Here is a 13,813-nt window from a genome sequence, read left to right on the forward strand (position 1 = left end):
ACCGCGCCACGGACGTTACTGATTCAGACGCTTTTCGATCAGGCCCTGGACCACGCTCGGATCGGCCAGGGTCGAAGTGTCGCCGAGGCTGTCGAGTTCGTTGCAGGCGATCTTGCGCAGGATCCGCCGCATGATCTTGCCTGAGCGGGTTTTCGGCAAGGCCGGCGCCCACTGGATCAGGTCCGGTTTGGCGAAGCTGCCGATTTCCTTGCTGACGTGGGCCAGCAGTTCCTTCTTCAGCTCGTCGCTCGGCTCGACGCCGTTCATGGGGGTGACGAAGGCATAGATGCCCTGGCCTTTGACGTCGTGCGGGTAACCGACCACGGCGGCTTCGGCGATGCTGTCGTGCAGCACCAGCGCGCTTTCCACTTCGGCGGTGCCGATGCGGTGGCCGGAGACGTTGATCACGTCATCGATGCGCCCGGTGATCCAGTAGTCGCCGTCCTCGTCGCGGCGTGCACCGTCGCCGGTGAAGTAATAGCCGGGGTAGGGTTTGAAATAGGTGTCGACCATCCGTTGCGGGTCGCCGTAGACGCTGCGGATCTGCGCCGGCCAGCTGGATTTGATCGCCAGCACGCCACTGCCCGCGCCCTTGATTTCCTTGCCGTGTTCGTCAAGCAGCACCGGTTGCACGCCGAACATCGGCTGTGTGGCGCAACCCGGTTTGATTCGTTGCGCACTGACCAGCGGGCTGAGCATGATGCCGCCGGTTTCGGTCTGCCACCAGGTATCGACAATCGGGCAGCGCTGCTCGCCGACCACGTTGAAATACCATTCCCACGCTTCCGGGTTGATCGGCTCACCGACACTGCCGAGTAATCTGAGGCTTGCGCGCGACGTTTCCTGCAGCGGCCCGGCACCTTCGCGCATCAGCGCGCGCAGGGCGGTCGGCGCGGTGTAGAAGATGTTGACGTGGTGTTTGTCGATCACCTGCCAGAAGCGCGAAGTGCTCGGATAACTCGGCACGCCTTCGAAGATCAGCGTGGTCGCGCCGTTGGCCAGCGGGCCGTAGACGATGTAACTGTGACCGGTCACCCAGCCGACGTCGGCGGTGCACCAGAACACTTCGCCATCGCGATAATCGAGCACGTATTTGAAGGTCATCGCCGCCTGCAGCAGGTAGCCGCCAGTGGTGTGCAGCACGCCCTTGGGTTTGCCGGTGCTGCCGGAGGTGTAGAGGATGAACAGCGGATCTTCGGCGTCCATCGGTTCTGGCGGGCAATCGTCGCTGACGTCACGCACGGCCTGGTGATACCAGAGGTCACGGCCCTCGACCCAATCGACCTTGCCTTGGCTGCGTTCGACGACGATGACGGTGCTGACGTCCGGGCAACTTTGCAGAGCCTTGTCGACATTCTGCTTGAGCGGCACGAACTTGCCGCCGCGTACGCCTTCATCGGCAGTGATCACCGTGCGGCAATCTGCATCGAGGATGCGGTCACGCAATGAGTCCGGGGAGAAACCGCCGAACACTACCGAGTGAATCGCGCCGATCCGCGCGCAGGCGAGCATGGCGTAGGCCGCCTCGGGGATCATCGGCATGTAGATGCACACCCGATCGCCTTTTTTCACCCCACGGCTTTTCAGCACATTGGCCAGGCGGCAGACGTGATGGTGGAGTTTTTTGTAGGTGATCTGCGCTGATTCGGCCGGGTCGTCGCCTTCCCAGAGAATCGCGGTCTGCTCGCCGCGCTGTGCCAGATGGCGGTCGATGCAGTTGTAGCTGACGTTCAGTTGGCCGCCGGTAAACCAGGACGCTTCACCGGTTTTCAGGTCATAGCGCTGGACGGTCTGCCACGGTGTGCTCCAGTCGAGGAAGCGCGTGGCCTGTTCGGCCCAGAAGGTGCTGGGGTGTTCAATGGATTCGCGGTACAGGCGCTTATAGTCGTCCTGACTCAACTGCGCAGCCCGGCGGACGGCATCGGCTTTGGGGAACGTGCTGATATCGAACATGACGGTTCCTTATTCTTGTTGTGCGACAGGAATAAAGATGCGCCGAGCGGCCCGGAGGTTCAAGTCATCCCTAAAACAACTGTGGGAGCGAGCCTGCTCGCGAATGCGGTGTATCAGTCACAAAGATGCTGAATGACACACCGAATTCGCGAGCAGGCTCGCTCCCACATTGGAAATGGGTTGCCCACAGGAATTGTGGGCAACCCATTCACATCACCCGCGGTGACGGCCGCGGAAGTAGTTGATCAGGCCCTGGGTAGAAGCATCGTCAGCAACGGTTTCATCGCTGCCGACCAGACGGTTGTAAACGCCTTTGCCCAATTCCTTGCCCAGTTCCACGCCCCACTGGTCGAAGGCGTTGATGCCCCAGACCACGCTCTGCACGAACACTTTGTGCTCATACATGGCGACCAGCGCGCCGAGACGACGCGGGCTGATGCGCTCGACCACAAGGGTGTTGCTCGGACGGTTGCCCGGGATCACCTTGTGCGGTGCGAGTTTGTGCACCTGCTCTTCGCTCATGCCTTTTTCGCGCAGTTCGGCCTCGGCTTCCGGCAGGGTCTTGCCGAGCATCAGCGCCTGGCTCTGCGACAGGCAGTTGGCGTACAGCCACTGATGGTGATCGGAGACCGGATTGAAGCTGACGATCGGCACGATGAAATCGGCCGGGATCAGTTGGGTGCCCTGGTGCAGCAACTGGTGATAGGCGTGTTGACCGTTGCAGCCGACGCCGCCCCAGATCACCGGGCCGGTATCGGTCGACACCGAGGTGCCGTCCTGACGCACGCTCTTGCCGTTGGATTCCATGTCCAGCTGTTGCAAGTGCTTGGTGATGTTACGCAGGTAGTGGTCGTACGGCAGGATCGCGTGGCTTTGCGCGCCCCAGAAGTTGCCGTACCACACGCCGAGCAGGGCCAGCAGCACCGGCATGTTCTGTTCGAACGGTGCGCTCTGGAAATGCTGGTCCATGGTGTAGGCACCGGACAGCAGTTCCTTGAAGTTGGACATGCCGATGGCCAGGGCAATCGGCAGACCGATGGCCGACCACAGCGAGTAACGACCGCCGACCCAGTCCCACATCGGGAAGATGTTTTCTTCACGGATGCCGAACGCGACTGCCGCAGCGTTGTTGCTCGATACCGCGATGAAGTGGCGATACAGCTCGGCTTCCGAACCGCCCTGAGCCAGGTACCAGGCGCGGGCGGCCTGAGCGTTCTTCAGGGTTTCGAGGGTGTTGAAGGATTTCGACGAAACGATGAACAGCGTGGTTTCGGCGCGCAGCTTTTGCGTCAGTTCATGGAACTCACTGCCGTCGATGTTCGCCAGGTAATGGCAACGCACGCCTTTCTGCGCGTAGGACAGCAGCGCTTCGGAGACCAGCTCCGGGCCGAGGAACGAACCACCGATGCCGATGTTGACCACGTCAGTGATCGGCTTCTCGGTGTAACCACGCCACAGACCATCGTGGATGCGGCCGACCAGATCCGTGATCTGGTTCAGCACCTTGTGCACTTCCGGCATCACGTTGACGCCGTTGACCGACAGCTTGTCGCCCACCGGACGGCGCAGGGCGGTATGCAGCGCCGGGCGGCCTTCGGAGGCGTTGACGATTTCGCCGTCGAACAGCGCTTTGATCGCGCCTTTCAGATCGACTTCATTGGCCAGGCCCACCAGCAGGTTGCGGGTCTGGGCGTTGATCAGGTTCTTCGAATAATCGAGAAACAGTCCGCAGCTGCTGAGAGTGAACTGATTGAAGCGCTGCGGATCGGCGTTGAAGGCTTCGCGCATGCTGAAATCCTGCATGGCTTGGCGGTGATCTTTCAACGCCTGCCAGGCAGGCAGAGCGGTAACGTCATGAGGAGTGCGGTAGTACGCCATCGCTGCGGTTTTCCTTTTTACTTGAACGGCCTTTTGAACACAGAACAGACCGATACGCCATGTTTGGGCGAGGGTCAAATGCGTCGACACGATTTTTCAACGCAGGGCGAATACAGTAAACCTCGCGCTGCGATCTGTCTTGACTTCTTCTGACCTGTTCCCTGTACTTTTTTAACATCAATACCGGGAACGGGCCGACCAACGGAAGGGGGAGTGGCGCCTCGAAGCGGCTCAGGCCAGCTGAACCGGAATGGCGTTGCTGGTGTGGCTAAGCTCGTTGCCCGGCGCCATGTACAGCATGCGCGGCTTGAAATTGAGCAGTTCCGCTTCGCTGTAATGGGCGTAGGCACAAATGATCACGCGGTCGCCGACCTTGGCTTTATGCGCGGCTGCGCCATTGACCGAAATCATCCGCGAACCTTCTTCGCCACGAATCGCATAGGTGGTGAAACGCTCGCCGTTGTCGACGTTATAGATCTGGATCTGCTCGTACTCACGGATGCCGGACAAGTCCAGCCATTCGCCATCAATGGCGCAGGAACCTTCGTAATCGAGTACCGCGTGAGTGACTTCGGCGCGGTGCAGCTTGGCCTTGAGCATGATGGCGTGCATGAGGGATTTCCCGGGTTGGAAGCAAACGTCGGGCAGTGTGCCCGAAGGCTTTTAAGGCGGCAATACAACGCAAAAGATCGCAGCCTGCGGCAGCTCCTACATGGACTCATGTGTAGGAGCTGCCGCAGGCTGCGATCTTTTGATCTTGCTTTAAACGGGGGTATCGAGGTTCAGGTGCAGGTTGTCGATCAACCGCGTGGTGCCGAGGAACGCGGCCACCAGAATCACCAGGTCGCGGTCTTCAGCCGTTGCCGGGCGCAAGGTCAGGGCGTGGCGGATTTCCAGGTAATCCGGACGCAGGCCGGCGGCTTCCAGCTGTTGCACTTGGGCGGCGATCAGTGCCGGGTAGTCGCGCTCACCGTGCTTGATCGACTCGGCAATCGTGCTCAGGGTGCGATAGACCACCGGGGCCACCGCACGTTGATCTTCGCTGAGGAAGCCGTTGCGCGACGACAGCGCCAGGCCGTCGGCCGCGCGCACGGTTGGTTCGCCGATGATCTGGATCGGCATGTTCAGGTCATGCACCAGCGCGCGGATCACCGCCAGTTGCTGGAAGTCTTTCTGGCCGAAGATCGCCAGATCCGGCTGGACCATGTTGAACAGCTTGCTGACCACCGTCGCCACGCCTTCGAAGTGCCCCGGACGGCTGGCGCCACAGAGGCCTTCAGACAGTTGCGGCACGCTGACTCGGGTCTGCCCGGCCATGCCGTCGGGGTACATCTCTTCGACGGTCGGAGCGAACAGCAGATGACAGCCGGCTTGCAGCAGTTTCTCCTGATCCGCCGCCAGGGTACGCGGGTACTTGTCGAGGTCTTCGCCGGCGCCGAACTGCAGCGGGTTGACGAAAATGCTCGCGACCACGAAATCCACGCGCTGAGTGGCTTTGGTGATCAGCGCAATGTGGCCGCTATGCAGGTTGCCCATGGTCGGCACGAAGCCGATGCGCTTGCCTTCACTGCGGGCGCGGGCCACGGCGGCGCGCAATTCGCGTACGGTTTTAACGGTGTTCATGCAGAGAATCCGTGTTCGATCCCAGGGAAAGTAACGCCTTTGACTTCGTTGACGTAGGCCTTCAGTGCGGACTGGATGCTGTCCTGACCCTGCATGAAGTTCTTGACGAATTTCGGTACGCGGCCGGTGATCGACAGGCCGAGCATGTCGTGCAGCACCAGTACCTGCCCGTCGGTATCGCTACCGGCGCCGATGCCGATGACCGGAATCTTCACGGCCTGGCTGATTTCCGCAGCCAGTTCGCTTGGCACGCATTCGAGCAGCAGCATCGAAGCCCCGGCCTGTTCCAGCGAGATTGCGTCGGCACGCATCTGCCGCGCCTGGTTCTCGTTGCGGCCCTGCACTTTATAGCCGCCGAGAATGTTCACGGCCTGTGGAGTCAGGCCCATGTGCGCGCAGACTGGCACACCGCGCTCGGCCAGCAGGCGGATCGATTCCGCCAGCCACAGCGCACCCTCGACCTTGACCATGTGCGCACCGGCCTGCATCAGCATGGCGCTGTTGGTCATGGTTTGTTCGAGGGTGGCGTTGGCCATGAACGGCAGGTCGGCCAGGATCAGGGCGTCGGTGTTGCCGCGTTTGACGCAAGCGGTGTGATAGGCCATTTCTGCGGTGGTCACCGGCAAGGTACTGTCGTGCCCTTGCAGAACCATGCCGAGGGAGTCGCCCACCAGCAGCACTTCGACACCGGCCTCGTTGCAGGCGTGGGCGAAGGTCGCGTCATAGCAGGTCAGCATGGTGATCTTTTCACCTTTCTGCTTGAGGCTCTGGAGCGTGGTCAGGGTGATGGCTGGCATGTAAAAAATCCTCGTTCAGGCGCTCTGGAAACTACTGCGAGTAACGCGCGTGATTCTTCGTCTACTCAGGCGCACGCTCTTTTGTCGTGCTTATAAGGCCTGGATTGCGCCCGTATGTGCCGGGTTGGCGGCAGCGGGACGCCTATAGTCGTGAGGAGCCAAGCGGAAGTCAATTGCGTGTGTTACCGCATTGTTACGAGGGGAGTGTTACCGGCGTTACTGATGCGATTCAGCGGTGCGGCGGGGCTGCTTGGCGGGTTTTTTGTCCGACAAAAATGGCAATGCTGCACGCTCTCTGTGTAGGAGCTGCCGAAGGTCCGAACGCGGCCCGAACCTTCGGCAACTCCTGCAGGGGAGATTTGCGTCAGGCGTGGGCGAGGCGCTCGAGGCCGACGAACGGGCAGGCGGCGAGCAGATCGGCGAGGGCGCGGCCATCGGCCAGGCGCAGATCCTCGGGAACCAGTTCGGCCAGGGGATAGAGCACGAACGCACGTTCCTGAAGCTGATAATGCGGGACTTTCAGGCGCGGCTCGTCGATCAGGCGGTCACCGAACAACAGGATGTCCAGATCCAGGGTGCGCGGCCCCCAACGTTCCAGACGCTCGCGGCCCTGATCGTTCTCGATGGCTTGCAGCGAATCGAGCAGATCCAGCGGTGCGAGATCACTGTCGAGGGCGGCGACCGCGTTGGTGTAACGCGGTTGCCCCGGCAGCAGTGAATCGCTCTGATAGAACGCCGAGACGCCGGCGAGGGTGGTCTGCGGCAATTGCCCCAGTGCGGTGAGCGCGCTGCGCAATTGTTCGGCCGGGTCAGCGAGGTTGCTGCCCAGGCCGATATAGATGCGTTCCATGCCTTATTCGCCCGATGCGCTCGGAGCCCCGGCGCGCTTGCGCTTGGAACCGCTGCTGCGACGACGTTTGCGCGGCGCGCCGCTGGCGTCATCACCCTTGCCGCTGAGGTCACGGATCATGTCGCGACGTTCGCTGTCGTTGGCGTCCTGATAGTCCGTCCACCATTCGCCCAGGCCGTCGGTTTGCTCGCCAGCGCTTTCACGCAGCAGCAGGAAGTCGTAACCGGCGCGGAAGCGTGGATTGTCCAGCAGCAGGTCGGCGCGTTTGCCGCTGCGGCGTGGCAGGCGTTCCTGCATGTCCCAGATCTCGCGGATCGGCATGGTGAAGCGCTTCGGAATGGCGATGCGCTGGCACTGTTCGGCGATCAGTTCGTGCGCCCCCTCCTGCATCGCCGGAATCGGCGGCATGCCACGTTCCTGCAGACGCAACACGCGGGCCGGCAGGGCAGGCCACAGCAGCGCGGCAAACAGGAACGCCGGGGTCACCGGTTTGTTCTGCTTGATGCGCAGGTCGGTGTTGGTCAGCGCTTCACTGATCAGCGTGTGGGTGTATTCCGGGTTGTGCTCCAGTGCGTCGGCACTGGCCGGGAACAGCGGGGCGAACAGTTGCAGATCGACCAGCATCTCGAAAGTGATCGCGCCATGGCCGGAGAGGAACAGCTTGAGCACTTCCTCGAACAGGCGGGCCGACGGGATCTCGCGCAGCATCGGCGCCAGTTCGCGGATTGGCTGCACGGTGTGTTTCTCGATGCCGAAATTCAGCTTGGCGGCGAAACGCACGGCACGCAGCATGCGCACCGGGTCTTCCTGGTAACGCTGCTTCGGATCGCCGATCAGCCGGATCAGGTGATTGCGGATGTCGTGTACGCCGTTGGCGTAATCGAGAATGCGCTCACTGACCGGATCGTAATACAGGGCGTTGATGGTGAAGTCGCGGCGTTGCGCGTCTTCTTCCAGAGTGCCGTAAACGTTGTCGCGCAGAATCCGCCCGCTCTCGTTGCGCGAAGACTGGTTGCTGTCTTCGTCGTCTTCATTGACCGGGTGATTGGCGCGGAAGGTCGCGACTTCAATGATTTCGCGACCGAAATGGATATGCACCAGTTTGAAGCGGCGGCCGATGATCCGCGCATTGCGGAATTCGGCACGGACTTGCTCGGGGGTAGCACTGGTGGCGACGTCGAAGTCTTTGGGCGTGATGCCCAGGAGCATGTCACGCACGCAACCGCCGACCAGATAGGCCTGGTAGCCGGCGCCCTGCAAGCGTTCGACGATATTGACCGCATAGCGGCTGAATTGCCCCTTCTGCAGCGAATGTTGCCCGCTGTTGAGCACTTCAGGGGTGCTGCGGATGTGTTGCGTACGACGCACGGGTGTTCGGAATGACTGGAACAACTTCTTCAGCATGGGATGCACTGTTTGAAGGAATGTTCGGCCATACCAAAGAATGACCGCATGATGGGCGCAGATTCTAGCATTTAGTCGGGGGATGGTGTAGGACACGGCAGATTTGAGCTGTAAGCCGCAAGCTGCAAGGGGTCGGCGAGGGTGAAAAGAGGGTTTTTGCCAGACGGGAGAAACTACAAGGGGAGCCGAAGCTCCCCCAGAAGTAGTTGCGTGCTCTTTTTATTATTGATTCGGGCTTCTTGTTTTTGTTGAGTGCCCTCGCCATGAAGCTTTTCCTTCATGACCCTCCCAATCGGGAGCCAAGAGCAAACGGATTGCTTTGGTCGCTGTGTTGCAGTGATCTTGCGATCCAACCAGTACAGGCTCTGTCTTAGGACAGTTTTTGTTGTTCTCGGCCTGGTCGTGGGGCTAGCCCCAAATACAACGCCTCTCCAAAAGAATCAGTTAGCTGCGCCTCTCGCCGTCTTGTTTTTATTGTGCGTGAGTCGATTCGTCTTATTTTTATTGTCTTGTGCATTGCTTGTTATTGTTCTTGTACCAAACATATAGCAGGTGCCGTGCCAACTTTTGCGAAGCCCAATAAAACAAGGGGTTAGATCGATATGACGGTTTTCTCGGGGCGAAAAAAAGCCGGGGTTTCGTTACCGATAACCCCGGCTTCTGTTACGTGAAAGGACTGAGGTAACAGTTTTCTCACGTCTTCAAGCGTTACCCGCACATTCGACAGGTAACGTTCAGCTCTCGCTGGTAACCCCGGTCTTGCGCCGTGGAATGCCCAGGCGCTGACGGCGTTCCCACAGGCATTTGCGGCTGACGCCCAGTTTGCGCGCCAATTCGGTTTCGGTCATGTGGTCCTGATGCTCGAGAACGAAGTGCTGGAAGTAGTCTTCCAGCGACAGGTCTTCAGTCGGCTCATGGCTGCTGTTGCTGGTGCTACCCGCGGTTTGCGCGGGCAAGCCGATGAACTCGTCGTCTTCCAGGTCGCTCAGCTCGATGTCTATGCCCAGCAGGTCCGCGGAGATTTCCGGGCTTTCGCTCAGGATCACCGCGCGCTCGACCGCGTTTTCCAGCTCACGCACGTTACCCGGCCAGGAATAATGCCGGATCGCCTGTTCGGCATCGGCGGCAAATTTCAGGTCGGTACGATTGATACGCGCACTTTGACGGGCGAGGAACGCCGTGGCGATTTCGTTGACGTCGGCGCCACGCTCGCGCAACGCCGGCAGTTTCAGGGCAATCACGTGCAGGCGGTAATACAGGTCTTCACGGAACTGGCCGATTTTCGCCAGGCTCTTGAGGTCGCGGTGGGTCGCGGCGATCAAGCGCACATCGACCTTTTGCGACTGCACCGAACCCACGCGGCGAATCTCGCCTTCCTGCAGCACGCGCAGCAGACGCGCTTGGGCTTCCAGCGGCAGTTCACCGATCTCGTCGAGGAACAGCGTGCCGCCATCCGCCGCTTCCACCAGACCGGCGCGACCGGCGCTGGCGCCAGTGAACGCGCCTTTTTCGTGGCCGAACAGTTCGGACTCGATCAGGCTTTCCGGAATGGCTGCGCAGTTCACCGAAATCATCGGCGCCTTGGCGCGCTTGGACAGGTTGTGCAGGGCGCGGGCCACCAGCTCTTTACCGGTGCCGGACTCGCCCTGGATCAGGACATTGGAATCAGTCGGCGCGACTTTGCGGATCTTGCTGTACAGATCCTGCATCGGTGGGCACGAGCCAATGATGCCGATCTCGCCGTTGCTGTTGTCGACAGACGGTTTGCCGCTGCCATTGCTCGCTTTGCCGGCAACCGCTTCGGCAGCGGCAGGCGCCGACTGGTGATCACGCAGGATCCGCGCGACGGCCTGAAGCATTTCATCGTGATCGAAAGGCTTGGCGATGTAGTCGACCGCGCCCATCTTCATCGAGTCGACCGCCGAGCGCAGGCTGGCGTAGCTGGTCATGATCAGTACCGGCTTGCCCTGGCCAAGCTTGATCAGCTCGGTGCCGGGGGCGCCAGGCAGGCGCAGATCGCTGACGATCAGATCGAATGTGGGAATACTGAAGCGTTCTTGTGCTTCCTGCACAGAACCGGCTTCGCTGACCTGATACTGGTTGCGTTCCAGCAGGCGGCGCAAGGCGGAGCGGATAATGGTTTCGTCTTCGACGATCAAAATGTGCGGCATTGATTCGATACTCTCGACGGTCTCAGTTCACAGCGGACGTCGCTTCGACATGACGCGGTAAGGTCACCCGGATACGGGTGCCGCGCTGGCTTTGTACATCAGCCGGGCTGTCGATGGTGATTTGTCCATAATGCTCTTCAACGATGGAATAGACCAGTGCAAGGCCCAGACCGGTGCCTTCACCAGGGTCCTTGGTGGTGAAGAAAGGTTCGAACAATCGGTCCATGATGTTCTGCGGAATACCACTGCCTTCGTCTTCCACGATCAGATCGACCGTGTGTTCGCCGGCTTCACTCTTGACCCGCACCGCGCTGCCCGCAGGCGAGGCATCACGGGCGTTGGAGAGCAGATTGATCAGCACCTGGGCGAGGCGCTGCGGATCGCCTTCGACCCAGTGATCGGGGTCGCACAGGTTATAGAACTGCACTTCGAAGTTGCGCCGGTTCAGCGCCAGCAGGCCAATTGCGTCCTGCGCGACTTCGGCCAGACAGACGGGCTCGTCGCTGTGCTGGTGGCTGCCGGCGTGGGCGAAGCTCATCAGCGATTGCACGATGCGCGACACGCGCTTGGTCTGTTCGAGGATCTGCCCGCTGATTTCTGTCAGTTCGCCATCTTCTTCACGCTCTTCGCGCAGGTTCTGCGCCAGACAGGCGATGCCGGTGATCGGATTGCCGATTTCATGGGCTACACCCGCCGCCAGTCGGCCGATGCTCGCCAGACGCTCGGAGTGCACCAGTTTGTCTTCGAGCATCTGCGTTTCGGTCAGGTCTTCCACCAGCAGCACCAGGCCGCTGTTACCCGGGGCCAATGGCTCATCGATCGCCGCTTTGTGCAGATTGAGCCAGCGGGTCTGGCCGTCGAGGGCCAGGTGCTGTTTGTGCAAATGTTCGTCGGGCAGGTTGATGAAGCCTTGCAGCAATTGCTTCCACGGATTGGCGATGGTGCTCAGGCGCGAGCCGACCACGCGTTGCGCGGCGATGCCGGTGAGTTCTTCCATGGCCTTGTTCCACATCAGGATCTCTTGATCCTTGGCCAGCGAGCAGACGCCCATGGGCAGCTCCTGCAGGGTCTGGCGGTGGTAGCGGCGCAAGGCGTCGAGTTCGGCGGCCAGCCCGGTGAGGCGCGAGTGGTAATCCTCGAGCCGGCTTTCGATGAAGTGGATGTCTTCGGTCACATAGTTTTCGCCGCCGGCCTTGTACGGCAGGAAGGTTTCGACCATGTCCTGCGCCACGCTCGGGCCCATCAGGCCAGAGAGGTTGGCTTCGATCCGGTCGCGCAAGCGGCGCAGCGCATAAGGGCGGCGTTCGTCGAACGGCAGATAGAGGTCGCGCAGGGCCTGCTCGACTTCTTTCTGCGCGGCTTTTGCGCCCAAGGGTTTGGCCAGTTGCGTGGCGAATTCCTGAGGTGAGGCAGCGTGCAGTTCGCGGCGTTGCGGGCGACGCACGTTATCCACTGCGCAGGCTTCGGCGGCGCTGGCCTCTTCGGGGCTGGCGTTGGTGAACAGCGAGATCAGAGTGAACATCAATACGTTGGCTGCCAGCGAGGCGATGGCTGCCATGTGCCAACTGGTGTCGTCCAGCACGTAAATCATGTTCAACAGGGGAATGTAGAAACCCTGCAGGTTGCCGACCAGCGGCAACAGCATGGTCACCACCCACACCAGAATCCCCGCCAGCAAGCCGGCGATGAAGCCGCGACGGTTGGCGGTCGGCCAGTACAGCACCGAGAGCACGCCGGGCAGGAATTGCAGGGTCGCGACGAAAGCGACGATGCCGAGGTTGGCCAGATCCTGTCCGGCGCCGAGCATCAGATAGAAGCAGAAACCGGCCATGATGATCGCGACGATCAGCGCCCTGCGGGTCCACTTCAGCCAGCGATAGATGTTGCCTTCGGCCGGCGGCTGATAGAGCGGCAGCACCAGGTGGTTCAGCGCCATGCCCGACAGTGCCAGGGTGGTGACGATGATCAGGCCGCTGGCGGCCGACAATCCGCCGACATACGCCAGCAGGGCCAGCGGTTTGCTGTTGGCGGCAATGCCGATGCCGAGAGTGAAGTACTCCGGGTCGGTGGTGGCGCCGAGTTTCAGGCCGGCCCAGAGAATCAGCGGCACCGCCAGGCTCATCAGCAGCAGGAACAGCGGCAGGCCCCAGCTGGCACTGACCAGCGAGCGCGGATTGAGGTTTTCGGTGAAGGTCATGTGATACATGTGCGGCATCACGATCGCCGAGGCGAAGAACACCAGCAACAGCGTGCGCCACGGCCCTTCCTGCAGCGGCGTGTGCAGAGCGGCGAGGGCGGTCTGGTTTTGCAGCAGCCACAGTTCAAGCTGTTGCGGGCCGTCGAACACGCCGTACAACGCATACAGGCCGACGCCGCCGAGGGCGATCAGTTTGATCACCGATTCGAAGGCAATCGCGAACACCAGCCCTTCGTGTTTCTCGCGGGTGGCGATATGCCGGGAACCGAAGAAAATCGTGAACAGGATGATCAGCGCACAGAACGCCAGCGCGACGCGGCTCTGGATCGGCTCGCCGGTGAGAATGCCGATGGAGTCGGCGACCGCCTGAATCTGCAACGCCAGCAGCGGCAGTACGCCGATCAGCATGAAGATGGTGGTCAGCGCACCGGCCCAGGTGCTGCGAAAACGGAAGGCGAACAGATCCGCCAGCGACGACAGTTGATAGGTGCGGGTGATTTTCAGGATCGGATACAGCAGCACCGGCGCCAGCAGAAACGCGCCGGACACCCCGAGGTAACTGGAGAGAAAACCGTAGCCGTACTGATAGGCCAGGCCCACCGTGCCGTAAAACGCCCAGGCACTGGCATAGACCCCCAGCGACAGGGTGTAGGTCAGCGGGTGGCGAATGATCGCCCGCGGGATCATGCCCCGTTCACTGATCCAGGCAACGCCGAACAGCACCGCCAGGTACGCGGCACTGATCAGGATCATCTGGGTCAGGCTAAAGCTCATCGGCATCTTTTTGGCTCTGCAGGATGAAGGTCACGACAATCAGGATCAACCAGAGCAGATACGGCCGATACCAGGCGCCCGTGGCGTCGATCCACCAATCCATGATGGCTGGCGAAAACAGATAGATTCCCACGACCAGAAGCAGGACCAAGCGATAGATGTACAT

10 protein-coding genes are annotated in these 13,813 nt (G+C 60.9%); all 10 read right to left on the reverse strand.

Going from position 1 to position 13,813, the window contains the following annotated elements:
* Window positions 1-15: 15 nt before the first annotated feature.
* Window positions 16-1,953, reverse strand: coding sequence for an acetate--CoA ligase (gene acs / locus BW33_RS18025; RefSeq protein WP_047600290.1), 1,938 nt, complete (start codon window positions 1,951-1,953; stop codon window positions 16-18).
* Window positions 1,954-2,166: 213 nt separating this feature from the next.
* Window positions 2,167-3,831: a glucose-6-phosphate isomerase gene (gene pgi, locus BW33_RS18030; protein ID WP_047600291.1), complete on the reverse strand. Its 1,665-nt coding sequence runs from the start codon at window positions 3,829-3,831 to the stop codon at window positions 2,167-2,169.
* A gap of 231 nt (window positions 3,832-4,062) precedes the next feature.
* Window positions 4,063-4,443: an aspartate 1-decarboxylase gene (gene panD / locus BW33_RS18035; protein ID WP_030140244.1), complete on the reverse strand. Its 381-nt coding sequence runs from the start codon at window positions 4,441-4,443 to the stop codon at window positions 4,063-4,065.
* A 150-nt stretch (window positions 4,444-4,593) separates the two neighbouring features.
* Window positions 4,594-5,454, reverse strand: a complete 861-nt coding sequence (panC, locus tag BW33_RS18040; protein WP_047600292.1) for a pantoate--beta-alanine ligase — start codon at window positions 5,452-5,454, stop codon at window positions 4,594-4,596.
* Window positions 5,451-6,251, reverse strand: coding sequence for a 3-methyl-2-oxobutanoate hydroxymethyltransferase (gene panB, locus BW33_RS18045; RefSeq protein ID WP_027614100.1), 801 nt, complete (start codon window positions 6,249-6,251; stop codon window positions 5,451-5,453). Before panB ends, panC begins: the two co-directional genes overlap by 4 nt.
* A 364-nt stretch (window positions 6,252-6,615) precedes the next feature.
* Window positions 6,616-7,101, reverse strand: a complete 486-nt coding sequence (gene folK, locus BW33_RS18050; RefSeq protein WP_047600293.1) for a 2-amino-4-hydroxy-6-hydroxymethyldihydropteridine diphosphokinase — start codon at window positions 7,099-7,101, stop codon at window positions 6,616-6,618.
* Between the two features lie 3 nt (window positions 7,102-7,104).
* Entirely contained in the window at window positions 7,105-8,505 is a 1,401-nt protein-coding gene (locus BW33_RS18055; protein WP_047600294.1) for a polynucleotide adenylyltransferase PcnB, read from the reverse strand.
* A 734-nt stretch (window positions 8,506-9,239) separates the two neighbouring features.
* The gene (locus BW33_RS18060; RefSeq protein WP_047600295.1) at window positions 9,240-10,676 is read right to left on the reverse strand and encodes a sigma-54-dependent transcriptional regulator; all 1,437 of its coding nucleotides are present in this window, start codon (window positions 10,674-10,676) and stop codon (window positions 9,240-9,242) included.
* Window positions 10,677-10,698: 22 nt separating this feature from the next.
* The gene (locus tag BW33_RS18065; RefSeq protein WP_007963899.1) at window positions 10,699-13,653 is read right to left on the reverse strand and encodes a sensor histidine kinase; all 2,955 of its coding nucleotides are present in this window, start codon (window positions 13,651-13,653) and stop codon (window positions 10,699-10,701) included.
* Window positions 13,637-13,813, reverse strand: coding sequence for a hypothetical protein (locus BW33_RS29475; RefSeq protein ID WP_003176118.1), 177 nt, complete (start codon window positions 13,811-13,813; stop codon window positions 13,637-13,639). The genes BW33_RS18065 and BW33_RS29475 overlap by 17 nt, the downstream gene beginning before the upstream one ends.

Source organism: Pseudomonas sp. RIT288 (assembly GCF_000631985.1).
Lineage (GTDB): Bacteria > Pseudomonadota > Gammaproteobacteria > Pseudomonadales > Pseudomonadaceae > Aquipseudomonas.